We start from the raw sequence: 23,853 nt of genomic DNA, 5'->3' as shown, positions 1-23,853 counted from the left end.
GGGTGCCCCGGGTCGGGTAATCGACGGGCACCGTGCCCGTGCCGACCGGAAGGAGCGCACGCATGTCCCTGGGTGACAAGATGGGAAACAAGGCCGACGAGCTCGGCGGCAAGGCCAAGGAGGCGGCCGGCCGCGCGACCGGTGACGACGAGCTGACCGGCGAAGGCAAGGCGGACCAGGCGAAGGCCGGAGTCAAGCAGGCCGCCGAGAACGTCAAGGACGCGGTCGGTGACGCCGCAGGCAAGATCAAGGGCGCCTTCAAGAAGGACTGACCGTCCACAGTGGAGATTCGGGTGCGCGCTGCCCCGCACGGGTGGCGCGCACCCGTTCTCTTGTCCGGGCAGACGTCTGGGTGCGGCAAAGGTTGCGCCAGCGTGGGCATTCTCTCCGATTCGCATCTTTTCCTTACCACGGGGCATCTTTCCTTCGCCCGGCAGGGAGCCGGCAGACGGAGGTGGCAGACGATGAGCACCGCCCTGACGCGTACTGCACTCACCCGCACCGCTGTGGCAGGTGTTGCGATCGTGGCTGCCGTGACCCTTGGTGGTTGCGGCTCCGGCATCGACGGCTCGGCCACGCCGGGTGCCGCACCGGCCGCCGACCTCGGCACCGCCGTGCCACCGAGTTCCTCTCCGGCCGGCACGTCGGTCGCCGATGTCCCGGATACTTCGGCGCCTGCCGCGTCGGCGTCCAGCGCACCCGGCGGTGCCGCATCCGCTGCGCTGTGCCCCACCGCGAACCTGCGAGTCACCCTGAACAAGTCCGCCGGCGACGCCGACATGCAGGGCTCGCACCTGCCCCTCGTGTTCACCAACACCGGTTCCCGCTCGTGCACCTTGCGGTCCGCCCCCGGAGTGTCCTATGTGGCCGGTGACAGCGGACAGCAGGTGGGCGCCCCGGCGACCCGGTACCCCGGTGGCGCGAAAGTCACCCTCGCTCCCGGCGCCAGCGCTTCGGCGGCACTGTTCCTGTCCAGCGCGCCGCAGAAGAGCGACTGCCACCAGGTCCAGGCGAGGGGCCTGCGAATCTACCCGCCGGGCAACACCGGAGCGGCCTTCGTTCCCCTGCCCACCACGACGTGCAGCGATGGCGGCCCGTACCTGACGGTTGACTCGGTACGGGCGGGCGCGGCGAACGCCGGGTCTTGACGGGCCGCTTCGAGGTACCCGGCGCGGCCACAGGGCGGCCCGGCCCGACTCGGTGATGGGGTTGGGGTCCGCACCTCGGCTCCCCGGCCGGCCACCGCACCCCGGCCTGGCCCGGCTCGGTGATGGGGTTGGGGTTGGGGTCCGCACCTCGGCCCCTCGGCCAGCCACCGCACCGCGACCTGGCCGCTTGTCACACCCCGGCTCCCGCTTCCCGCTTCCCGCTTCCCGCTTCCCGCTTCCCGCTTCCCGCTTCCCGCTTCCCGCTTCCCGCTTCCCGCTTCCCGCTTCCCGCTTCCCGCTTCCCGCTTCCCGCTTCCCGCTTCCCGCTTCCCGCTTCCCGCTTCCCGCTTCCCGCTTCCCGCTTCCCGCTTCCCGCTTCCCGCTTCCCGCTTCCCGCTTCCCGCTTCCCGCTTCCCGCTTCCCGCTTCCCGCTTCCCGCTTCCCGCTTCCCGCTTCCCGCTTCCCGCTTCTGGGAGCGTGCACTCAACGTCGGGAGAATTCCACCCGATCCAGCCATTCCCACCTCACTTGGCACCCGGATCGCGAACTGATCGCGACCCTCGCACCGAATATCGCGGCGATGGAGACACTCGCGCCGGGTCGTGCGGCAATGGGGACACTCGCACCCAAGCGGCGCAGCGAAGGGGACACTCACTGCGGAGCGGACCAGGGCAGGGCAGGGCAGGGCAGGGCAGCGAAAGGGACCCTCGCACCGCGACAACACAGCCAACGGGACCACCACACCAGTCTCGGCGACTGAGCGCGACGAACGGTCACCGTCCGCCGAGGCGCCAGCGCATGCGGCGCAGGAAGGCAGTGCGATCGTTCTCCACCCGCGCCGCGACGCGGTTCGGGTAGACGTCGAAGACCCCCGACACGCCTGCCTCGGCGAGGCTTCGGGAGGCCACGCCCGCGATCGGGGCGACCAGCCGCAGCGCCACGCCCTCGGTCGCAGCCCGATCCTGCGCGGCGCGCAGGACATGCACCCCCGCGGCGCTCAGGGCGGTCAGGCCCGTGAGGTCGAGGACCAGGGCCTGCGGACGCTTGTCCAGAGCGAAGGTCACCGCGCGCACCACGACGAGCGCCGTGCCGTCGTCCAGCTCGCCGGACAACAGCACGGTGAGCACGTCCAGGTCGTCGTAGCGGTAGGACGACCTGAGCCGTGCCGATCCCTCGGAGCCGGCTGCCATTGTCCCATTCTGTCCTGCCACCCGTAGTGAGCGCGCGCACACTCCGCGATCGGGCGGGCCACGTGCACGCCCTCGGCGGGAGCACGACGAAAGTCGGGTTCTGCCGCTTGCACGACCTTCGTCGGGTTCCGTAATTCACCGATAGTCGCGACGGTGGGTTCTTCACTGACCACCCCGAGTCCCCATCGGTTGGAGCTGATTTCGAGTGCGCATAGCCCGTACCGCCGCCGTCGTGTCCGGCATCGCGTTCACCGCACTGGCCGCCGCGTTGCCGGCCGCTGCCGCCCCCGGTTCGGCGCCCGCGATCATCGACGGCGGCAACGCCGACTCGACGCACGCGGCCGCCCGGATGTTCGCCGGTGGCAAGGAGATCTGTTCGGCGACGATCGTCGCGCCGGACTGGATTCTCACCGCCCGGCACTGCACCCAGGGTGCCGAGGGCAAGCAGATCACCTTCCACGTCGGCGATCTCGACCAGTCGAAGGGCACCGAGGTGAGCGCGACCTCGGTGCACGACTCCGGCAACGCGGACATCTCGCTGGTGCAGATCGACCAGAAGGTCAAGACCGACTACGCCCCGCTCGGCACCGAGGGCGACGTCAAGGTCGGCGACCAGGCGGAGGTCTACGGCTGGGGCGCGACCTGCACCGACAAGCCGGAGCGGGACTGCCAGTCGCCGGTGCTGAAAGTGGCCAAGGTCAAGGTCGACTCGGTCGACTGCGCCGACGGCGCGGCGGGCGTATCGGTCTGCGCCGAACGTGGCGACGGCATCACCGCCGGCGGCGACTCCGGCGGCCCGATGTACGCCAACGGCAAGCAGGTAGGCGTCGCCTCGACCAGCGACCGGTCGACCACCACGGCCTACATCAACGTCACCCAGTACCGCGATTGGATCAAGTCGGTCGCAGGCGTCTGAGCCCCGTGCCCGGGTCCGGCGGCGGTCCGCCGGGCCCGGGCACGGTCCGAAGTGCAGTGAGACGAGCCGTTGGCGCAGGGCACCGACCTCAACCCGGCCTGTGCTCAGGCGGGCCGGCGACCCGCACCCCCAGCGTCGCCACACCGGGTTCGCCGCGACGATCCCGCTGTTCGGCATGATCGCCAGGAGCAGGTCCTCGGGGGACGGAGTCGGGGCGCAGAACAGGCGGGCGAAATGGTGCAGCGGCATCCGGACCCGGTGACGGCCGCGGCGGCACGGCACGGCACGGCACGACATGGCGGCACAGCGGAGCGGGACGGGACGGCGGCACGGCGGCACAGCGAAGCGGGACAGGACGGCGGCACGGCGGCACAGCGAAGCGGGACAGGACGGCGGCACGGCGGCACAGCGAAGCGGGACAGGACGGCGGCACGGCGGCACAGCGAAGCGGGACGGAGCGGCGGCACGGCGGGGCGGCGGGGCGGCGGGGCGGCGGGCGAGGAATGCGCTCAAAGCCCAATCTCCCGAAAGCAACCCGCACAGGCCCCGGGCGGAAATCGCCCGACCCGAAGATTCTGGCCACGCATCCGGCAGGTTCAGCGAACCAGCTCGACAGCCCCGGGCTCCCTCAGCGCCCGAACCGATCAGGCGCCCACGGACAGAAATCGCCTGCTAGAGGGCACGACCGCTATCGAGCCCCAGTCCCGAAAGCCAACCCGCTCCGACCGGGGCGCCTACGAACCCGCCCGCACGCTCCGCCCCCACGACACCTGAACGGCGAGCGCTGTGAAGGGGCCCTTCACGGACTCTGAGTCCGTGAAGGGCCCCTTCACAGCCTTCAGCGCCGCACCACTGGCACCACGCGCACCACCCGCACCAGGCGCACTTCGTCCACAGTGGACGACACGGGCCGCATCGCGTGCACGACAACGAATGATGACACCCCGAATACCACCCCGACGGCCCGCCACCGAAGATCGCGCACCCGGGCGTCCGGCTCACGCAAGCGTGACCTCCGGGAAACCGGTGTCCGACCCGCGATCAACGAGCCGGACACCAGAAATGGTCAGCGCGCGTGCACGTAGTCGACCACGAGCTGCTGCGGGAACTGCGTGTTCCCGTCCGGATCGCCCGGCCAGTCACCGCCCACCGCGAGGTTGAGGATCAGGAAGAACGGGTGGTCGAACACCCAGCGATTGCCGTGCAGATCCGCCGGGGTGCGGGTCTGGTAGGCCTGACCGTCCACCGACCAGACGATCTTGCCGCCCGTCCAGTCGACCGCGTAGGTGTGGAAGCCGTCGGAGAAATTCGGCCCCAGGAACGGCGCGCCGATGCCGCCCGCGCCGGAGTAGCCGGGGCCGTGAATGGTGCCGTGCACCGTGTTCGGCTCCCGGCCGATGTTCTCCATCACGTCGATCTCGCCGTCCGCGGGCCAGTTGCCGCCGCCCAGCATCCAGAACGCGGGCCACATGCCCTGCCCGCGCGGCAGCTTCATGCGGACCTCAATGTGCCCGCCACCGGTGGCGAACCTGCCGCTGGTGTTGAGCCGGGCGGAGGTGTACTGGCACGGGCCGTACCAGCAGTGGTGGCCGGAGTCCTGCTTCTTCGCGGTGAGCACGAGGTGGCCCTCGCCGTCCAGCGCCGCGTTCGCCGCGCCGGCGGTGTACCACTGCCGCTCGTGGTTGTTGCCGTGGTTGTCGCCGGTCTCGTAATTCCACTTCGCCCCGTCGGCCGCCGCACCGGCCGGGCCGGTGAAATCGTCGGAGAACGCGGCCGAGGCGGAGATGGCCATCGGCGCGAAGACGAGCGCGCCGAGCAGCGACAGCACCGTGGGGACAGTGAGCAGCCGCCATCTGAAGGGCGACCGAGGAGACTTCATCGTCTGCATCCCTGATTACTCGAGGAGCGGCCCGGCGGCGCCACCCCGGGGGTTTGTTGTGGTTGGCAACAAAGTATGAACGCGGGACCGGCCATCGGCAAGACAGAACGTGAGATATTTTCCGACCTGATGCCGGCGACCACTATCCGGCCAGCCACAGCACCCCGCTCGGCGGAAGCTGCAGCACGGCCGACGCCGGCAGCCCGTGCCACGGCTCCGCGGTGGCCTCGACCGCGCCCAGGTTGCCCACCCCGGACCCGCCGAACGCCTCGGCGTCGGTGTTGAGCACCTCGGTCCAGCGGCCGGCGGCGGGCAGCCCGACGCGGTAGTCACGGTGCGGCACCCCGGCGAAGTTCGCGACGCAGGCCAGCCGCGAGCCATCCGCGCCGAGCCGCAGGAAGCTCAGCACGTTGCCGCCCGAGTCGTTCGCGTCGATCCAGCGGAAGCCCTCCGGCCGGACGTCCTGGGAGAACAACGCCGGGGACTCGCGGTACAGCGCGTTCAGCTGCCGCGTGAGGTCCCGCACCCCGCGGTGCAGCGGCATCTCCAGCAGCTCCCAGTCCAGCGCGCGGGATTCCGACCATTCGCGCATCTGGCCGAACTCCCCGCCCATGAACAGCAGCTGCTTGCCCGGATGCGCCCACATGAAGGCCAGCAGCGCCCGCAGGCCGGCCGCCTTGTTCCAGTCGTCGCCGGGCATCCGCTCCCACAGCGAGCCCTTGCCGTGCACCACTTCGTCGTGCGAGAGCGGCAGCACGAAGTTCTCACTCCAGGCGTAGACGAGCGAGAAGGTCATCTCGTTGTGATGGTAGGCCCGGTGCACCGGCTCGTGGCCGAGGTAGCGGAGCGTGTCGTGCATCCAGCCCATGTTCCACTTGAAACCGAAACCCAGGCCGCCCAAGTGGGTCGGGCGCGTGACGCCGGGCCAGGCGGTGGACTCCTCGGCCACCAGCACCACGCCCGGGTGTCGCTTGTAGACGGTCGCGTTCAGCTCCTGCAGGAACCGCACCGCGTCGAGGTTCTCCCGGCCACCGTACTCATTGGGCAGCCACTCCCCCTCGCCGCGCGAGTAGTCCAGGTACAGCATCGAGGCGACCGCGTCCACGCGCAGGCCGTCGAGATGGAACTCCTCCAGCCAGAACAACGCGTTCGCGACCAGGAAGTTGCGTACCTCGTTGCGCCCGAAGTTGAACACCAGGGTGCCCCAGTCCGGCTGCTCGCCGCGGCGCGGATCCTCGTGCTCGTAGAGCGGGCTGCCGTCGAACCGGGCGAGCGCCCAGGCGTCGCGCGGGAAATGCGCCGGCACCCAGTCCACCAGCACGCCGATCCCGCGGCGATGCAGATGATCGACCAGATACCGGAAATCGTCCGGCGAACCGAACCGCGAGGTGGGCGCGTAGTACGAGGTCACCTGGTAGCCCCAGGAACCGCCGAAGGGATGCTCGGCCACCGGCAGGAACTCCACGTGCGTGAACCCGGTGTCCTGCACGTAATCGGCGAGCTGGTCGGCCAGCTCGCGGTAGCCGAGGCCGGGCCGCCACGAGCCGAGGTGCACCTCGTACACGCTCATCGGCGCGTCCGCCCACTCGGTCGCCTCGCGCCGGGCAATCCACTCCGCGTCGCTCCAGGCGTAGGCGGATTCGGTCACCTTCGAGGCGGTCGCGGGTGGTACCTCGGTGGCGAACGCCATCGGGTCGGCCTTCTCGTGCCACTGCCCGTCCGCGCCGAGAATGCGAAACTTGTAGCAGGCGCCGGTCTCCACACCGGGTACGAACAGCTCCCACACGCCGGACGAGCCGAGCGACCGCAGGGCGTGCCCACGGCCTTCCCAGCCGTTGAAGTCACCGATCACCCGTACGCCACGCGCGGTCGGCGCCCACACCGCGAAGGACACTCCGCGGACGGCGCCGTTCGGCGTGTCGTACGAACGTACATGCGCGCCAAGGACGTCCCACAGCCGTTCATGCCGGCCTTCGCCGATCAGGTGCAGGTCAAGCTCGCCGACGGTGGGCAGCCAGCGGTACGGGTCGTCGGTGACCACGGTCTGCCCGTGGTAGGTGATTTCGATCCGGTAGTCGCCCGGGTGCTCGGGCAGGATCGCGGCGAACAGCGCGTCCGCGACCCGCTCCAGCGGGTACCGGCGGTCCCCGGCCAGCACCGTGACAGCCTCCGCGCCGGGCCGCAGCGCGCGGACTGCGACACCACCGTCGACGGCATGTACGCCGAGCACGGTGTGCGGGTCGTGATGCGAGCCGTCCAGCAGCCGGTCGATGTCCTGCGGGGACGGGGCCGCCGCGGGCAGCTCCCGGGGAACGGCGTGCATCGGATCACTGGTCACGGGATCCCTCACCTTCTTCGGTGCTGCGGGCGATCGCCGCCAGCGGCACGGCCAGCCAGTCCGGCCGGTTCGCGTGTTCGTAGGCGACCTCGTAGACCGCCTTGTCGAGTTCGAAAGCCCGCAGCAGCACCGCGTGCGCGAGCGGGTCACCGGCCGGGCCATCGGCCTCGGCGTACCCAGCGCAGAAAGCGGCGCGGTTGCGCCACGCCCACTCCTGCGCTCGCGCCGCCGTCTCCGGCCCGTGTTCGGCTTCGCCGACCAGGAATTGCTGCGCGGCATAGTCGAAAGACCGGAGCATGCCCGCGACGTCACGCAGCGGCGACTGCAACGCGTGCCGCTGCGCGACCGGCGCGGCGGGTTCGCCCTCGAAGTCCAGCAGCAGCCAGCCGCCGACGGTGCGCAACACTTGTCCCAGGTGCAGATCGCCGTGGATGTACTGCCTCGACACCGGCGGCAGATCCGCGGCGCCCACCGCGTCAAACGCCGCCCGCAGCGCGGGGACCTGCGGGGCGAGCTGTGGCACCGCCGCGGCGACCTGATCCAGCCGTTCGTGCATCGCCTGCACCGTGCGGGCCAGCTCGGCCCGGTCCACCGGTTCGGTGCCGAGCGCCCTGGCCAGATCCGCGTGCACCTCTGCGACGGCTGCGCCCAGCCGCTCGGCTTCGGCGGCGAAATCGCCGCCCGCCTCGTCGGGCTGCAGGTCCGGACCGGCCAGCAGGTCACGCACGCTCGTGCTCGCCATCGCCCAGCCGTCGACGGCGTCGGGCAGGTACTCCTGCAGCATGCCGATAGTGACCGGTTCCCCGGCCAGCTCACCGGTGATCGAGCCGACGACCCGGGCCACGTGCGCGCACCCCGCGGCCTGCAGGGCGCGGTGCAGCAGCAGATCCTTGTTGATGCCCGGGCTGAGTTTGCGGAACAGCTTCAGGATGTACTGCCCGCCGTACACCAGCGAGGTGTTGCTCTGCTCGGTGGTGATCGGCCGCGCGCGCAACCCGCCGATGAGCTGCTCCCCCGGCTCGGCGGCGAAACTCAGCCCGTCGATCCGGGTCCCGGCCGCCATCGCGTCCAGCAGCATCGCGGTGAGGTCCGCGTCGCCGCAGGCCTCGTAGCGATCGCTGCCCTCGCCGAACAAGGCGGACGACGCGATCTCGGGTGTGCCGGAACGCCATCCGACGAACAGTTGATACGGCTCGATGCGCTCGCCCTGCACCACGTCCACCACGACGTGCCACAGCGCCGGATCGCCCTCGATCAGCACGGTGGGTTCGTGTGGGCGGACCACGTCGACCGGCCGGTCCTTGCCCGCGAACCAGCGCTGCGTGGGCAGCCACTGCGCCAGCCGACCGGCCGGAATCCCGTGCTCGCCGGTCACGCGTCGTCCGGCCCGAGCAGCTGGAACCAGTAGAACCCGTGTCCGGGCAGGGTCAGCAGATACGGCAGCTCGCCGATGTCCGGGAACCGCACGCCGCCGGTCAGCTCTACCGGCGTGGCCCCCTGGTGTGCGGACAGGTCCAGCTCCACCGGCTGCGGGAAGCGCGACAGATTGTTCACGCACAGCACCACGTCCTGGCGCCCGTCCGGACGACGCCACTGCCGCTGATAGGCCAGCACACTCGGGTTCGAGCCACCGAGATCGAGGAAATCGCCCTGCGCGAAAGCGTGATGCTGCTTGCGCACCTCGATCATCCGGCGGGTCCAGTTCAGCAGCGACGACGCGTTCTCCGCCTGCGCCTCCACGTTCAGCGCCTGGTGGCCGTAGACCGGGTCCATGATCACCGGCAGGTAGATGCGGCCGGGATCGCAGGAGGAGAACCCCGCGTTGCGATCCGGCGTCCATTGCATCGGAGTGCGTACCGCATCGCGATCGCCGAGCCAGATGTTGTCGCCCATGCCGATCTCGTCGCCGTAGTACAGCACCGGGGAACCCGGCAGCGACAACAACATCGCGGTGAACAGCTCCTGCTGATTGCGGTCGTTGTCCAGCAGCGGCGCCAGGCGGCGGCGGATGCCGATGTTCGCCTTCATCCGCGGATCCTTGGCGTACTCGGCATACATGTAGTCGCGCTCTTCGTCGCTGACCATTTCGAGCGTCAGCTCGTCGTGGTTGCGCAGGAAGATGCCCCACTGCGTGCCGGACGGGATCTGCGGCGTCTGCAGCAGGATCTCCGAGATCGGGAACCGCGACTCGCGGCGCACGGCCATGAAGATCCGCGGCATCAGCGGGAAATGGAAGGCCATATGGCATTCGTCCCCGCCGGCCGCCGGATCACCGAAGTACTCCACCACGTCCGAAGGCCACTGGTTCGCCTCGGCGAGCAGGATCCGGCCCGGGAACTCGTCGTCGACCACCTTGCGGCACTGCTTGAGGAACTCGTGCGTGCGCGGCAGGTTCTCGCAGTTGGTGCCCTCTTCCTCGAACAGATACGGCACGGCGTCCAGCCGGAACCCGTCGATGCCCAGGTCCAGCCAGAACCGCAGCACATCGATCATCGCCTCCTGCACGGCCGGGTTCTCGTAATTGAGGTCCGGCTGATGCGTGAAGAAGCGGTGCCAGTAGAACTGGCCGCGCACCGGGTCGTAGGTCCAGTTCGAAGTCTCGGTGTCGACGAAGATGATCCGCGCGTCCGCGTACCGCGAATCGTCGTCGCCCCACACGTAGTAGTCGCCGTACGGACCGTCCGGATCGTGCCGGGACTGCTGGAACCACGGGTGCTGGTCCGAGGTGTGGTTCAGCACCAGATCGGTGATCACCCGGATGCCCCGCCGGTGTGCTTCGTCGAGCAGGTACACGAAATCCTCGACACTGCCGAATTCCGGCAGTACGGCACGGAAATCGCTGATGTCGTACCCGCCGTCGCGCAGCGGTGAGGCGTAGAACGGCGGCAGCCACAGGCAGTCCACGCCCAGCCATTCGAGGTAATCCAGCCGCCCGGCCAGACCCCGCAGATCGCCGGTGCCGTCGCCGTTCGAGTCGGCGAACGCACGCACGAGCACCTCGTAGAACACCGCGCCCTTGAACCACTCCGGATCGCGCGGCGCGGCGTGCGCGTGCCCGAAATCGTCCGCCTGCGGCTCCACCAGCAGGCCGTCCGCCGTCACCGCCTCGCCGGTGTGCGGCACGCCCGCCAGGCCCGGTGCCGGGTCGAGCCGGCGCTCCTCGTCCATCCGTTCCACCTCAGTCTTGTCCCCGGGTACGTTCGATCGTCCCTGCCGCGGCGCGCGCGTGCACGGTGGGCGGGCGGGATCCGCCGGTCAGTCCGCGAGCCGGCGGCGCAGCGAGACCACGTGCGCCACCGCCCGCCACGGTTCGAGCCGCACGAAGTTCTCCGCGCTCCAGTCCCAGGTGTCGCCCGTGACCTCGTCGTGCGCGATCAGCCGCTCCGCCCCGTCGAAACCGAGCGCGGGCAGGTCGAGCCGCAGGGTGCCCTCCCGGGCGCTGTGCGGATCGAGGGTGATCACGGCGATCACCGTGTCGCCGGTCGCCGGATCCTGTTTGGAGTAGGCGATCAGCGCGTCGTTGTCCACGTGGTGGAAGTGCAGCGACCGCATGCCCTGCAACGCCGGGTGCGCGCGGCGGATCGCGTTCAGCCGGGCCAGCCACGGCTCCAGCGAACGGCCCTGCGCGAGCGCGCCGGCGAAGTCCCGCGGGCGCAGCTGGTACTTCTCCGAGTCGAGGTACTCCTCGCTGCCCGGGCGGACCGGCTCGCTCTCGAACAGCTCGTACCCGGAGTAGACACCCCAGGTCGGCGACATCGTGGCGGCCAGCGCGGCACGCAGCGCGAACATGCCCGGACCGCCGTGCTGCAACGATGCGTGCAGGATGTCCGGCGTGTTCACGAACAGGTTCGGGCGGCCCTCCGGCCAGTGTTCGACCAGGTCGGCACCGAATTCGGTCAGCTCGTCCTTGGTGGTGCGCCAGGTGAAGTAGGTGTAGCTCTGGGTGAACCCGAGCTTGGCCAGTCCCCACAGCCGGGCCGGGCGGGTGAATGCCTCGGCCAGGAACAGCACGTCCGGATGCGCGTCCTTGACCGTCTGGATCAGCCAGGTCCAGAAGTCCGGCGGCTTGGTGTGCGGGTTGTCCACCCGGAAGATCCGCACTCCGTGCGAGACCCAGTGCAGCACCACGCGCAGCACCTCCTCGTAGAGGCCGCGCGGATCGTTGTCGAAGTTGATCGGGTAGATGTCCTGGTACTTCTTCGGCGGGTTCTCCGCGTAGGCGATGGTGCCGTCCGGGCGGGTGGTGAAGAACTCCGGATACTTGAGCACCCACGGGTGATCCGGCGCGGCCTGCAGCGCAAGGTCGAGCGCGACCTCCAGGCCCAGCTCCCCGGCGCGGGCGGTGAAGGCGCCGAAGTCCTCGATCGTGCCCAGCCGCGGGTGCACCGCCTCGTGCCCGCCCTCGTCCGCGCCGATCGCCCACGGCGAGCCGGTGTCGTCCGGGGTGGCGTCCAGGGTGTTGTTGGGGCCCTTGCGATTCACCCGGCCGATCGGGTGAATCGGGGGCAGGTAGACCACGTCGAAGCCCATGCCCGCGATCCGGTCCAGCTCGCGCGCGGCGGTGGCGAAGGTGCCGTGCACCGGGCGCCCCTGCTCGTCCACGCCGCCGGTGGAGCGCGGGAAGAACTCGTACCAGGACCCGAACGCGGCGCGGCGGCGATCCACCCACAGCTTCAGCGTGCGGCCCTTGGTGACCAGCTCCCGCACCGGGAACTCGTGCATGATCCGGCGGACCTCCGGCGAGAGCGCCGGTCCGGCCCGCTCGGCGAGCGCGCGGTCCTCGTCGCGCAGCGCGGCCGCGGCACCGGCGAGCAGCGCGCGCTCGGCCCGGCGGTCCGGCCGGCGCGACACGCGCTCCAGCAGCAGGGCGCCGGTCTCCAGATCGTTGGCCAGCTCGCCGGCCCCTTGCCCGGCACCGATCTTCACCTCGACCGTGTGCTCCCAGGTGGCCCACGGATCGCTCCACGCGTCCACCCGGTAGGTCCACATGCCCTCGGCGTCGGGCACCAGCACCGCGCCGAACCGGTCCAGCCCGCTGCCCTGCTCGGTCATCCGGGCCTGCCGGGCGGCGCGGTCGCCGGGCCCGCGCCAGGACACCGTGGCCGCGACCGCGTCGTGTCCCTCGCGCCAGACCGTGGCGGTGACCGGAAAGTGTTCTCCCACAACGGCTTTGGCCGGATAGCGGCCACAGCTGACGGTAGGTGCGACGTCGTCGATCCCGAGCCTGCCGGACATGGCAACGCCCCTTTTTCCCGTGGTCGGACAGTGCGGACGCGAGCACTTGCAGTGTGCCTGATTCCCGCAAAGCCCTTGACAGCGGGGCCTTTTACATCCCTCGCCGCCACCCGGTCGAGCGAACGCACCACCGTCCGGGCGGCTGTGAAGGGAACCTTCACGGACTCTGGGTCCGTGAAGGACCCCTTCACGAACCCAACCGGGGCGGAGTCAGGGAAGTGGGGTGGTGAGGTGGTCGCGCGGCGCACGCAGCAGCTGCAGGGAATGCGCGGTCATCCGGATCGTCGACTTCGGTTCGAGCACGCCGGGGTTCGCCGGGCTGCCGTCCGCGGTCCCAGTGTCCAAAGTGGGCTTGAACGTCTCGCCGTATTCCGGTCCGGGCAACACGACGTCCACCGGTTCGTCACCGGAATGCAACATCAGCAACCAGGAATGGTCCGTGACGAGCGCGCCCTCCCGGTTGCGCGCCTGGCTGTTCGACCCGTCGATCCACAGGCACAGCGTGCGCCGGTCCTCGTCGAACCAGTCGACCTCGTCGAACTCCTCGCCGTCCGGCCGGAACCACACCAGATCGGGTTTGCCGCTGAGGGTGGTGCGGCCTTCGAAGAACTCCGGCTGCCGCAGCGCCGGGCTTTCCGCGCGCAGCCGCACCACGCGCCGGGTGAAGGCGAGGATCGGCACCGCTTCCTCCGGCGGCGTCCAGTCGATCCAGGACGTCTCGTCGTCGAGGCAGTAGGCGTTGTTGTTGCCCTGCTGGGTGCGCCACATTTCGTCGCCCGCGGTGAGCATCGGCGTACCGGTGGACAACAGCAGGGTTGCCAGCAGGTTACGTGCCTGCCGGGCGCGCAGCTTGGTGATCGCCTCGTTGCCGGTCTCGCCCTCCACGCCGTGGTTCCACGAGCGGTTGTCGGTCGTGCCGTCGCGGTTGTCCTCGCCGTTGGCCTCGTTGTGCTTTTCGTTGTAGGACACCAGATCCCGCAGGGTGAACCCGTCGTGCGCGGTGATGAAGTTGACCGACTGCCAGGGGCGGCGCAGGTTGTGGTCGTAGAGGTCGGACGAGCCGGACAGCCGGTAGGCGAGATCGCGCACGCCGGTGGCGCCGCGCCAGAAGTCCCGCACCGTGTCCCGGTAGCGGCCGTTCCACTCCGCCCACTGCGGGCCGAAGCCGCCCACCTGGTATCCCCCGGCGGTCGCGTCCCACGGTTCGGCGATCAGCTTGCACCGCGCCAGCACGGGGTCGGTGGTGATCGCGGTGAACATCGCGGAATCACGGTCGAAGCCGCCCCCGCCCGGCCGGCCGAGCGTGCTCGCCAGGTCGAACCGGAAACCGTCCACGCCCAGCTCCTGCGTCCAGTACCGCAGCGAATCGGTGACCAGGCGGACCACCGTGGGCGAACCGGCGTCCAGGGTATTGCCGCAGCCGGTCAGATCGGCCATGTGTCCACGGCGGGTGTGCAGATAGTAGGCGGGGGCGTCAAGCCCGCGCAGGGACAGCGTCGGCCCGTCCGGACCGCCTTCGCAGGTGTGGTTGAAGACCACGTCGAGGATGACCTCGATGCCCGCGCCGTGCAGCGCGGCCACCATCGTGCGGAACTCCTCGACCTCACGGCCGGGCTCGCTGGCATAGGACGGATGCGGCGCGAAGTAGCCCAGCGGCGAGTAGCCCCAGTAGTTGTGCCGCCCGGCGCGGATCAGCGCGGGCTCGTCGGCGTAGGCGTGCACCGGCAGCAGCTCCACCGCGGTCACCCCGAGCCGGGTCAGGTGTTCGATCGCCACCGGGTGGGCCAGGCCGAGGTAGGTGCCGCGCAGCGGTTCGGGGATGAACGGGTGCTGCGCGGTGAACCCCTTCACGTGCAGCTCGTAGAACACCGACTCCTCGAACGGCACCTCCGGCTTGATCCCGGTCTCCGGGCCGCCGGGCGAGGTGACCACCGACAGCGGCACACTGCCCAGCGAGTCCACAGTGGACTTCGGGCCGCGGTCCGGGTCGCCGACGAAGCCCTGCGCCGCGACCAGGTCGGTCAGCCGGCCAGTGATCCGGCGCGCGTACGGGTCCACGAGCAGCTTCGCCGGGTTGCAGCGCAGCCCGCGCGCCAGGTCGTACGGGCCGTGTACGCGGTAGCCGTAACGCTGACCGACCGTGACGCCGGGGACCAGCCCGTGCCACACGCCGAAGGTGCGCTCGGTCAGCTCGATCCGCCGTTCCGTCCCGTCCTCGCCGATCAGGCAGACCTCGACCGAGTCGGCCACCGCCGAGGTCACCGCGAAGCGGACGCCGCCCGCCTCCGGGTGGGCACCGAGCGGGAACGGGCGGCCGGCGAGGACCTGGTTGTCGGGTGCGGGTCGGGTAGCCATGCGCAGATCCTTCCAGTCCCGGCGCCGCGGCGGCTCCGCCACCGGGGGCTCTTTCCCGCCCCGGCCGCCCGCCCCCGCCCGATCGCACCACGCCGACCAGCACGAACCCCCACCCACCCCGCCCCACCCTCCGGGCGCGCCAAGGCTGTGAAGGGGCCCTTCACAGCCTTAGGCCGGGGCGGTGAGGACGAAGGAGTGGCCCGGTAAAAGGGCGGATGAACCTGCGAAGCGAGCCTCGCCCCAGGAAGCGAGGACCTCGCCGGGGGTGCCGGCCAGCGGGACGGTGGCCGGGTCTGGGGCGAAGTTGCAGGCCAGCCGCAGTGCGCCGCGGTGCAGGACCAGCCACGAGCCGTCGGCCGCGGTCTCCACGACCAGCCCGGCGAGCCGCGGATCGGCCAGTTCGGGGCGGTCGCGGCGGAGGCGGATCAGCGTCCGGTACAGGGCGAGCATCTCGCGGTGGCCGTCGCGGCCCGGCTCGGACCAGTCCAGCCGTGACCGGGCGACGGTGGCGGGGTCCATCGGGTCCGGCACGTCCCCGGCAACCCAGCCGTGACGGGAGAACTCGCGGCGACGCCCCGTACGGACCGCTTCGGCCAGCTCCGGGTCCGGGAAGGAGGCGAAGAACTGCCACGGCGTGTTCGCCGCCCACTCTTCTCCCATGAACAGCATCGGCGTGTACGGCGAGCAGAACACGACGGCGGCCCCACAGGCGAGCAGGCCCGCGGGCACTGTCGCGGACAGCCGGTCACCGGCCGCGCGGTTGCCGATCTGGTCGTGGTCCTGCAGGTAGGCGAGGAACCGGTGGCCCGGCAGCACGCGCGTGTCCACCGGACGGCCGTGCGTACGCTCACGAAACGAGGACCAGGTACCAGCATGGAAGAATACCTCGCGCAGTGTCTTCGCCAACGCGTCCGGCGCAGCGAAGTCCGGGTAGTAGCCGGTGGTCTCGCCGGTGAGCCGGACGTGCAGCGCGTGGTGCAGATCGTCGGACCACTGCGCGTCCAGCCCGTAACCGCCGCCGTCACGGCTGGTGACCAGCTTCGGGTCGTTCAGGTCGGACTCGGCGATCAACGGCAGCGGGCGGCCGAGCGTGGTCGACAGCGCTTCGACCTCGACGGCAAGCTCCTCCAGCAGATGCGTCGCGCGCTTGTCGACCAGCGCGTGCACCGCGTCGAGCCTGAGCCCGTCCACGTGGAAGTCACGCAGCCAGCCCAGCGCGTTGTCCAGGACGTAACGACGCACCTCGTCCGAGCCTGCGCCGTCGAGATTCAGGCCGGCACCCCAGTCGGTACGACCGGCGAAGTACGGGCCGAACCGGTCGAGATAGGCACCGGACGGGCCGAGGTGATTGTAGACCACGTCGAGCACCACGGCGAGCCCACGCGCGTGACAGGCGTCGACGAACCGCTTCAGCCCATCCGGTCCGCCGTACGGCTCGTGCACGGCGGCCCACAGCACACCGTCGTAGCCCCAGCCGGCGACGCCGTCGAAGGAGTTCACCGGGAGCAGCTCCACGTGGGTGACGCCCAGGTCGACCAGGTGGCCCAGCCGCTCGATCGCCGCGTCGAACGTGCCGTCCTCGGTGAAGGTGCCAAGGTGTAGTTCGTAGATCACCGCGCCGGGCAGCTGTCGTCCGGTCCACGCGTGGTCGGTCCAGGTGAACTCGCTGTGGTCATACACGCGCGACGCTTCGTGTACGCCGTGTGGCTGCCGTAGCGAACGAGGGTCGGGCAGGGGCCGTTCGTCATCGCCAAGCAGGAACGCGTAGTCGCTGCCGGTGACCTCGGCGCGCCACCAGCCGCCCTCGGTGGCGGTCATTTCGTGGTCGATGCCGTCGACGCGTACGCGGACCCGGTCGGCTGCAGGCGCCCAAACGGTGAACATCAGGATCTCTCCCGGACCAGCAGGGCCACCGGGTAGCGGTCGAACAGCGCGGCCGCGCGTGGTGCGTCGCCGACCGCGCGGCGGGTGAGCACGTCGGTCCACTCACCATCGCGCAGCGGCAGGACGGTGCCCCGCCAGCCGCCCGCGCGTTCGAGCCCGAGCGGCAGCCGGGTCACCGCCACGACCAGCCGCTCCCCTCGTTCGAACGCAAGCAGATGGTCGGCGGCGACGCCCTCGGCGTGCAGCGGACGGTACCCGGTGAACAGCTCCGGCCGATCCCGGCGCAGGGTCAGAACCCGGTGCACGACAAGGAGTTTCGCCGCCCCGGACGCGTCGATCGCGGGCTGCTGCCCCGCCTGTACACGTGCCAGGATCTCCCGGCGGGACAGGTAGTCGACCGGGCGCCGGTTGTCCGGGTCGACCAGCGAGTGGTCCCACAGCTCGGTGCCCTGGTAGACGTCCGGCACACCAGGTCCGGCCAGCTGCATCAGCTTCTGGCCGAGCGAGTTCGACCAGCCCGCACCACGCACCCTGGCGACGAACGCCGCCACGTCGGCGGCCAGCTCGGCGTCGGCGAGCACTTCGTCCGGCCACGCGGCGACGGCCCGTTCGAACTCCTCGTCGTGGTCGGTCCAGCCGGTGCGGAGCTTGGCCTCCTTGGCCGCCTTGTCCAGGTAGCCGCGCAGCCGTTCCGGCGAGATCGGCCAGGCACCGACCAGGGTCTGCCACGCCAGCAGATTCAGCGCCGGTTCGCCGAGCCCACGACGGGCGGTCCACCGGCGTACCGCGGCTGCGAACTCCTCTGCCACTTCGGACAGTGCGGCGAGCCGCGCCCGGGTGTCCTCGGACCGTTTGGTGTCATGCGTGGTCAACGTGGTCATGGTGGCCGGCTGTGCCGCGGCGCGGCCCGCGGCCAGTGTGTGGAAATCCCGCACGGCCAGGCCGAACCGGTCCGGGCTGCCGCCGACCTCGTTCAGCGCGGCGAACCGGGTGAACCGGTAGAACGTGGTGTCCTCGGTGCCCTTCGCCACGACCATTCCCGAGGTCTGCTGCAGCCGCGTGGCCAGCTCGCCGTGCGGCGCGCCCCGCACCTGGCTGTCCAGCGCGTCGAACGCCGGGGCCAGCTCCGGACGGCGCCCCCGCGCCCGCTCCACCGCAGCGGCCCACGTGCCCGCGCCCTCCGGCAGATACGAGCGGTAGACGCCGAACGCGATCATCACCTCGGCGACCGCCGCGCGCGCCGCCTCCGGGTCGACCCCGCCGAGCAGCGCGGCGATCCGACGCACCTCGGCGACCAGGATCTCGTCGGTGACCAGGCGTCGTGAACGCTCCTCGACCTCCGCGTACCCGGTCCGCGCGCCCTGTTCCGCCGTCAGCCGGGTGAACACCGGCGCGGCGGACGGATCGATGAACACTCCCGCGATCTCGCCCAGCGCGTCGTAGCCGGTGGTGCCGTCGACCGGCCAGCTCTGCGGCAGCGCCTCGCCCGGGTGCAGGATCTTCTCCACCACCAGCCACGCGTCCGGCGCCCCGGCACGCAGGCGGCGCAGGTAGCCGCCGGGATCGGCGAGACCGTCCGGATGGTCCACCCGCAACCCGGTGACGTCGCCCTCGGACACCCAGCGCAGCACCTCGCCGTGCGTCTCGGCGAACACCTCGGGACGTTCCACGGACACCGCGGCCAGGTTCGTGATGTCGAAGAACCGCCGGTAGTTCAGCTCGCGGTTGCCGCGCCGCCAGCCGACGAGTTCGTAATGCTGCCGCGCGTGCACCTCCTGCGGCGTGCCTTCGCCGGTGCCGGGCGCGATCGGGAAACGGTGCTCGTAGTAGGCGAGTTCGTCGCCGTCCACGGTCAGCTCGTTCACCGCCGCGTCGTCGCCGAGCACCGGCAGGAGCAGCCTGCCACGGCTCCAGTCGATGTCGAAGAACGCCGCGTACGCCGAATCACGGCCGTGCCGCAGCACGTCCCACCACCAGCGGTTCGCCTTGGGCACCTCGACGGACATGTGGTTCGGCACGATGTCGACCACGAACCCCAGCGCGGCGTCTTTCAGCTGCGTCGCAAGAGTTTTCCGGCCTTCCTCACCGCCGAGTTCCGGGCGTGCCCGCGTCGGATCGGTGACGTCGTAGCCGTGCGTGGACCCGGGGGTGGCGTCGAGCATCGGCGAGCCGTACAACGCGCCGACGCCCAGTTCCCTGAGATAGCCGACGATTCCCGCAGCTTCGAGGAAGCCGAACTCCGGCCTCAGCTGCACCCGGTACGTCGAAGACGGCGTGCTCATACGTCCCTGTGCCTTGCGGGATACCCGCACCCAGTCGGCCGCACGAGCAAGCTGACGCGATTGTGTACTCATACGTCCTCCTCCCGAGCCGTCCGCTGCAGCACCACGAGCGAACGCGCCGCCAGCGTGAACTTGCCGCCGCCCTCGACCGGTTCCGCGCCGGTGCGGCCGACCTCGCCGGTGGCGGTGTCCAGCACGACCGTCCACTCGCGACCGTAGCCGTTGCCCGGCAGGGTCACCGCGAGATCCTCCCAGTAGGCGTTGAACGCCAGCAGGAACGAATCGTCGGACACCGGCATCCCGCGCGGATCCAGGTCCGGGATGCCCTCGCCATTGAGGAAGATCACCATCGACTTGCCGAAGCCGTCGTCCCAGTTCTGCTCGGTCATCTCCACGCCCGCCGGGGTGAACCAGGCGATGTCGCCGAGTTCCGCGCCGGTGCGCACCGGCTTGCCCTGGAAGAACCGGCGGCGCCGGAACACCGGATGCGCCTTGCGGAAAGCGGTCAGCGCGGCGGTGAAGGCGACCAGATCGGCGTTCTCGGTGACCTGGCCCCAGTCCATCCAGGACAGTTCGCTGTCCTGGCAGTAGACGTTGTTGTTGCCCTCCTGGGTGCGGCCCATCTCGTCACCGTGCAGCAGCATCGGCACGCCCTGGGAGAGCAGCAGCGTGGCCAGCAGGTTGCGGCGCTGGCGGGCGCGCAGCTGCAGCACCGCGGCGTCCTCGGTGGGACCTTCCACTCCGCAGTTCCACGAGCGGTTGTCGTCCGCGCCGTCGCGGTTGCCCTCACCGTTGGCCTCGTTGTGCTTTTCGTTGTAGGAGACCAGATCCGCCAGGGTGAACCCGTCGTGCGCGGTGACGAAGTTGATCGAGGCGAACGGGCGCCGCCCGTCGTCCTGGTACAGGTCCGAGGAGCCGCTGATCCGGGAGGCGAACTCGCCCAAAGTGGACGGTTCCCCGCGCCAGAAGTCCCGCACCGTGTCGCGGTACTGCCCGTTCCACTCGGTCCAGCCCGGCGGGAAGTTGCCCACCTGGTAGCCGCCCGGCCCGACGTCCCAGGGCTCGGCGATCAGCTTGACCTGGCTCACGATCGGGTCCTGCTGCACCAGGTCGAAGAAGGTGGACAGCCGGTCCACGTCGTAGAACTCCCGGGCCAGCGCGGAGGCGAGGTCGAACCGGAAACCGTCCACGTGCATCTCGGTGACCCAGTAGCGCAGCGAGTCCATGATCAGCTGCAGGGTGTGCGGGTTGCGCACGTTCAGCGAGTTCCCGGTGCCGGTGTAGTCCATGTAGTACTGCGGATCGTCCTCCACCAGCCGGTAGTAGGCCTCGTTGTCGATCCCGCGCATGGACAGCGTCGGGCCGAGCTGGTTGCCCTCCGCGGTGTGGTTGTACACCACGTCGAGGATCACCTCGATGCCGGCTTCGTGCAGGGCGCGCACCATGCCCTTGAACTCCGGTACCTGACCGCCCTGCCCGGGCATGGCGGTGTACGCGTTGTGCGGCGCGAAGTAGCCGATCGTGTTGTAGCCCCAGTAGTTGCGCAGCCCCCGCCCGTCGAGAGCGTGGTCGGTGACGAACTGGTGCACCGGCATCAGCTCCACCGCAGTCACGCCCAGCTTCTGCAGGTGCTCCACGACGGCCGGGTGCGCCAGCCCCGCGTACGTACCACGTAGCCGCTCGGGGACGAAAGGGTGCGTCATCGTCATCCCGCGTACATGCATCTCGTAGATGACCGTCTCGTGGTACGGCGTGCGCGGCGCACGGTCGTTGCCCCAGTCGAAGAACGGGCTCACCACGAGCGAGTACGGCACGTAGCCCGCGGAGTCGTCGTCGTTGCGCTGCTCCGGGTCGTCGAACCGGTAGCTGAACAACGCCTCACTCCAGTCGATCCCACGCGAGAGCGCCTTCGCGTACGGGTCGATCAACAGCTTGTTCGGGTTGCAGCGCAAGCCCTTCGCGGGTTCGTACGGGCCGTGTACGCGGAACCCGTACCGTTGCCCGTGTCCGACGGCGAGCAGGTAGCCGTGGTGCACGAACCCGTCGACCTCCTCCAGCCGGATCCGGGTCTCGGTGCCCTGCTCGTCGAACAGGCACAGCTCCACGTACTCGGCGACCTCGGAGAACAACGCGAAGTTGGTCCCCACGCCGTCGTAGGTGGCGCCGAGGGGGTAGGGCTTTCCGGGCCAGGGCCGCACGGGCACTCCTTCGGGACTTCGGGTCGGGCTTCAGCTGCTGGGCAACGGACGGGCTGCGGCGAGCGGGGCAATCGCCCCCCGCACGCGCGGGTCGGCGAAGAACTCGTCGATGGTGACGGGCAGGGGAATCCGCCAGTTGGGGTACTCGTCCACGGTGCCGGGCAGGTTCGGCTGACGCCGCTCGCCGACCACGTCGGCGGGCGAGGTGAGCACCAGCCGCGAAGCCGCCGACGCCAGCAGCGCATGCAGGGCGAGTACCGGGTCGTCGCCCGGGATTCCTTCGCGGGCAACGAGTTCGAGCAGCGTACGCCGCTCCTCTTCAGCAGCGGCGTATTCTTCTTCGCTGGTGCGGGTAAGCAGGCCCAGCTCGGAGCGCACGCGTACGTGCTCCGCGGCGAGCCAGCCGGAGACTGTCGGCAGGTCGTGCGTGGAGATGCTCGCCATCGCGGCGGGATCCCACTTCTCCGGCCGGACGAACGGCTGGTCCGGGGCGTCCCAGTCGCGCTGGAACCACAGCACCGCAGAGCTGAGCAGCCCCCGCTCGTGCATGGTCTCGGTGACGACGTCTTCGACGGTGCCGAGGTCCTCGCCCACCACCACAGCCCCGGCGCGGTGTGCTTCCAGCGCCAGCACGCCGAGCATCGCTTCGGCGTCGTAGTGCACGTACGTCCCTCGGCCGGCCGGTTCGCCGGGCGGGATCCACCACAGCCGCCACATCCCGGCAACGTGGTCCACGCGGATGCCGTCGGCATGCTGCAGCACCCCGCGTACGACGTCGCGGAACGGCCGGTACCCGGCCCTGGCGAGCCGGTCCGGCCGCCACGGCGGCAGATTCCAGTCCTGGCCCTGCTGGTTGAACGCGTCCGGTGGCGCGCCGACACGCACACCCGGGGCGAACACGTCGCGGTCGGCCCAGGTGTCCGCGCCGCCGGGATGGACGCCGACCGGCAGGTCGTGCACCACGCCCACCGGCATCCCGGCCTCACGCGCGGCGCGGCGCGCGGCGTCGAGCTGCTCGTGGCAGAGCTGCTGCAGCCAGCCGTGGAACTCGATCCGCCCTGCCAGCTCCCTTCGCGCCGCGGCGACCTCGGCACTGCCCGGATCGCGCAGCGGCTCCGGCCACTCCCGCCAGTCGTGGCCGTGTACCTCGGCGAGCGCGCAGAACGTCGCGAACTCGCGCAGGTCGTCGTCGAGGACGATCGGGTGCGGGTGGAACGGCCGGAGCAGCTCAAGCGCCGCGCGTTTGGCCGTCCAGACCGCGTCGTAGTCGATCAGGCCTTCGCCTGCGGCCGGACCACGCAGCTTCGCGCGGGTCTCCGTGTCGGCCCGCGCGTACGCCGCTGTGTCGGTGACGCGCAGGTACAGCGGGTTCGCGTACCGGCGGCTGGACGGCGAATACGGCGAGCGCTCCACCGGATGCGCCGGGGCGATCGCCTGCACCGGGTTGACCAGCAGCACACCCGCGCCGAGTTCCGCGGCCGACCGGGTGGCCATCACGGCGAGGTCGCCGAAGTCGCCCATGCCCCAGGACTGCGGCGAGTGCAGGGCGTAGAGCTGCAGCATCCAGCCCCACGCCGGGGGCACCGCGGGCAGCCGGTCCGGGACCACCGCCAGCGGGATCCGCCGGTCCGCGGTCACCACCTCGTGCCAGCCCAGCGGCAGGTCGGCCGGCACCGTGGTACCGACGTCACGGCTCGTCCCGTCCTCCAGCTCCACGGTGGCGGGCACGCCCAGCTCACGCGCCCGCCCGGCACGGACGATCAGCGTGTCCGGCAGACCGCCTCGCGCACGCGCCCGCCGCACCGCGGCCAGCTCCCGCCGAAGCGCCTCCGGCGTCGCGGCGTCCACGTCCAGCTGCGCGAGCACGGCGACCACCACGTCGGCTTCGACGGCCACCTCGATCTGGTCGGAGTTCTCGTATCGGGTGGCCACCCCGTGCGCGGCGGCGAGTTCGGCCAGTTCCGGGGATACGAGCGGGTTCGGGGGTCCGGGAGCGGGGCTCTGCACCGGTCCAGTCTCCCGGCCACGGGGCCTGCCCGCCATTCGCCCCGCCGCATCGCGAAGGCGAAGCGGCGACCGGCCGGTCGGGGGGCGTGCCGGCCGGTCACCGCCCACACCGACAGAGGGCCCCTCGCCCCGAAAATGACGCGTGGCGGCGGACTTCACTCTTTTGAGTTGGTTTCCCGTTTTCGGGTGGGCGTGCGCGCCCGGCGCCGGTAGAGGAGCCGACAGGAGGCGCCTCCGCATGCCCGGCCGCGCATGTTTCCCACCCGGCCGCATTCGTCCTCAGTGGACAGTCCGGAGCGCCCGGCGACCGCGTCGCCATTCCGGGGCAATCCTCCCGCATACCACCGACGAGTCACGTCGGGCGACCCGGCCGTGCACCCCGCCGCCACGGCCTGCCGAACCGAGCGTCCACACGGCACCA

Annotated in this window: 14 protein-coding genes; 3 read left to right on the top strand and 11 right to left on the bottom strand. The window is 70.6% G+C overall.

Annotation, left to right across the window (positions count from 1 at the left end):
* Positions 1–62: 62 nt before the first annotated feature.
* Positions 63–272: a CsbD family protein gene (locus ATK36_RS30235; protein ID WP_098514547.1), complete on the top strand. Its 210-nt coding sequence runs from the start codon at positions 63–65 to the stop codon at positions 270–272.
* Between the two features lie 192 nt (positions 273–464).
* The gene (locus ATK36_RS30230) at positions 465–1,148 is read left to right on the top strand and encodes a DUF4232 domain-containing protein (protein WP_098514546.1); all 684 of its coding nucleotides are present in this window, start codon (positions 465–467) and stop codon (positions 1,146–1,148) included.
* A gap of 773 nt (positions 1,149–1,921) precedes the next feature.
* Here ATK36_RS30230 and ATK36_RS30220 read toward each other — a convergent pair.
* Entirely contained in the window at positions 1,922–2,338 is a 417-nt protein-coding gene (locus ATK36_RS30220; RefSeq protein WP_098514545.1) for an STAS domain-containing protein, read from the bottom strand.
* A gap of 205 nt (positions 2,339–2,543) precedes the next feature.
* Between ATK36_RS30220 and ATK36_RS30215 the strand changes: the two genes are divergently transcribed.
* Positions 2,544–3,254, top strand: a complete 711-nt coding sequence (locus tag ATK36_RS30215; RefSeq protein ID WP_098514544.1) for a S1 family peptidase — start codon at positions 2,544–2,546, stop codon at positions 3,252–3,254.
* A 1,066-nt stretch (positions 3,255–4,320) separates the two neighbouring features.
* Here ATK36_RS30215 and ATK36_RS30210 read toward each other — a convergent pair.
* From ATK36_RS30210 to malQ, 10 genes are all read right to left on the bottom strand, one after another.
* Complete coding sequence (locus ATK36_RS30210; protein ID WP_245915309.1) at positions 4,321–5,082, bottom strand: glycoside hydrolase family 16 protein; 762 nt, start codon at positions 5,080–5,082, stop codon at positions 4,321–4,323.
* A gap of 193 nt (positions 5,083–5,275) precedes the next feature.
* The gene (gene glgB, locus ATK36_RS30205) at positions 5,276–7,456 is read right to left on the bottom strand and encodes a 1,4-alpha-glucan branching protein GlgB (protein WP_098515294.1); all 2,181 of its coding nucleotides are present in this window, start codon (positions 7,454–7,456) and stop codon (positions 5,276–5,278) included.
* Positions 7,457–7,460: 4 nt separating this feature from the next.
* Positions 7,461–8,846, bottom strand: a complete 1,386-nt coding sequence (locus ATK36_RS30200; protein WP_098514543.1) for a maltokinase N-terminal cap-like domain-containing protein — start codon at positions 8,844–8,846, stop codon at positions 7,461–7,463.
* The gene (treS, locus tag ATK36_RS30195; RefSeq protein ID WP_098514542.1) at positions 8,843–10,639 is read right to left on the bottom strand and encodes a maltose alpha-D-glucosyltransferase; all 1,797 of its coding nucleotides are present in this window, start codon (positions 10,637–10,639) and stop codon (positions 8,843–8,845) included. Before treS ends, ATK36_RS30200 begins: the two co-directional genes overlap by 4 nt.
* 87 nt (positions 10,640–10,726) lie before the next feature.
* Entirely contained in the window at positions 10,727–12,706 is a 1,980-nt protein-coding gene (locus tag ATK36_RS30190) for an alpha-1,4-glucan--maltose-1-phosphate maltosyltransferase (RefSeq protein WP_098514541.1), read from the bottom strand.
* Between the two features lie 210 nt (positions 12,707–12,916).
* Positions 12,917–15,061, bottom strand: a complete 2,145-nt coding sequence (gene glgX, locus ATK36_RS30185) for a glycogen debranching protein GlgX (RefSeq protein ID WP_098515293.1) — start codon at positions 15,059–15,061, stop codon at positions 12,917–12,919.
* Positions 15,062–15,229: 168 nt separating this feature from the next.
* Positions 15,230–16,948: a malto-oligosyltrehalose trehalohydrolase gene (treZ, locus tag ATK36_RS30180; protein ID WP_098515292.1), complete on the bottom strand. Its 1,719-nt coding sequence runs from the start codon at positions 16,946–16,948 to the stop codon at positions 15,230–15,232.
* On the bottom strand, positions 16,945–19,227 hold the full coding sequence (treY, locus tag ATK36_RS30175) for a malto-oligosyltrehalose synthase (RefSeq protein WP_098514540.1): 2,283 nt from the start codon (positions 19,225–19,227) through the stop codon (positions 16,945–16,947). Before treY ends, treZ begins: the two co-directional genes overlap by 4 nt.
* 68 nt (positions 19,228–19,295) lie before the next feature.
* Complete coding sequence (gene glgX, locus ATK36_RS30170; protein ID WP_098514539.1) at positions 19,296–21,425, bottom strand: glycogen debranching protein GlgX; 2,130 nt, start codon at positions 21,423–21,425, stop codon at positions 19,296–19,298.
* Between the two features lie 30 nt (positions 21,426–21,455).
* The gene (malQ, locus tag ATK36_RS30165) at positions 21,456–23,432 is read right to left on the bottom strand and encodes a 4-alpha-glucanotransferase (protein ID WP_245915308.1); all 1,977 of its coding nucleotides are present in this window, start codon (positions 23,430–23,432) and stop codon (positions 21,456–21,458) included.
* Between the last annotated feature and the right edge of the window lie 421 nt (positions 23,433–23,853).

It is taken from the genome of Amycolatopsis sulphurea, assembly GCF_002564045.1.
Lineage (GTDB): Bacteria > Actinomycetota > Actinomycetes > Mycobacteriales > Pseudonocardiaceae > Amycolatopsis > Amycolatopsis sulphurea.
This window is presented reverse-complemented; position numbering and strand designations above follow the sequence as displayed.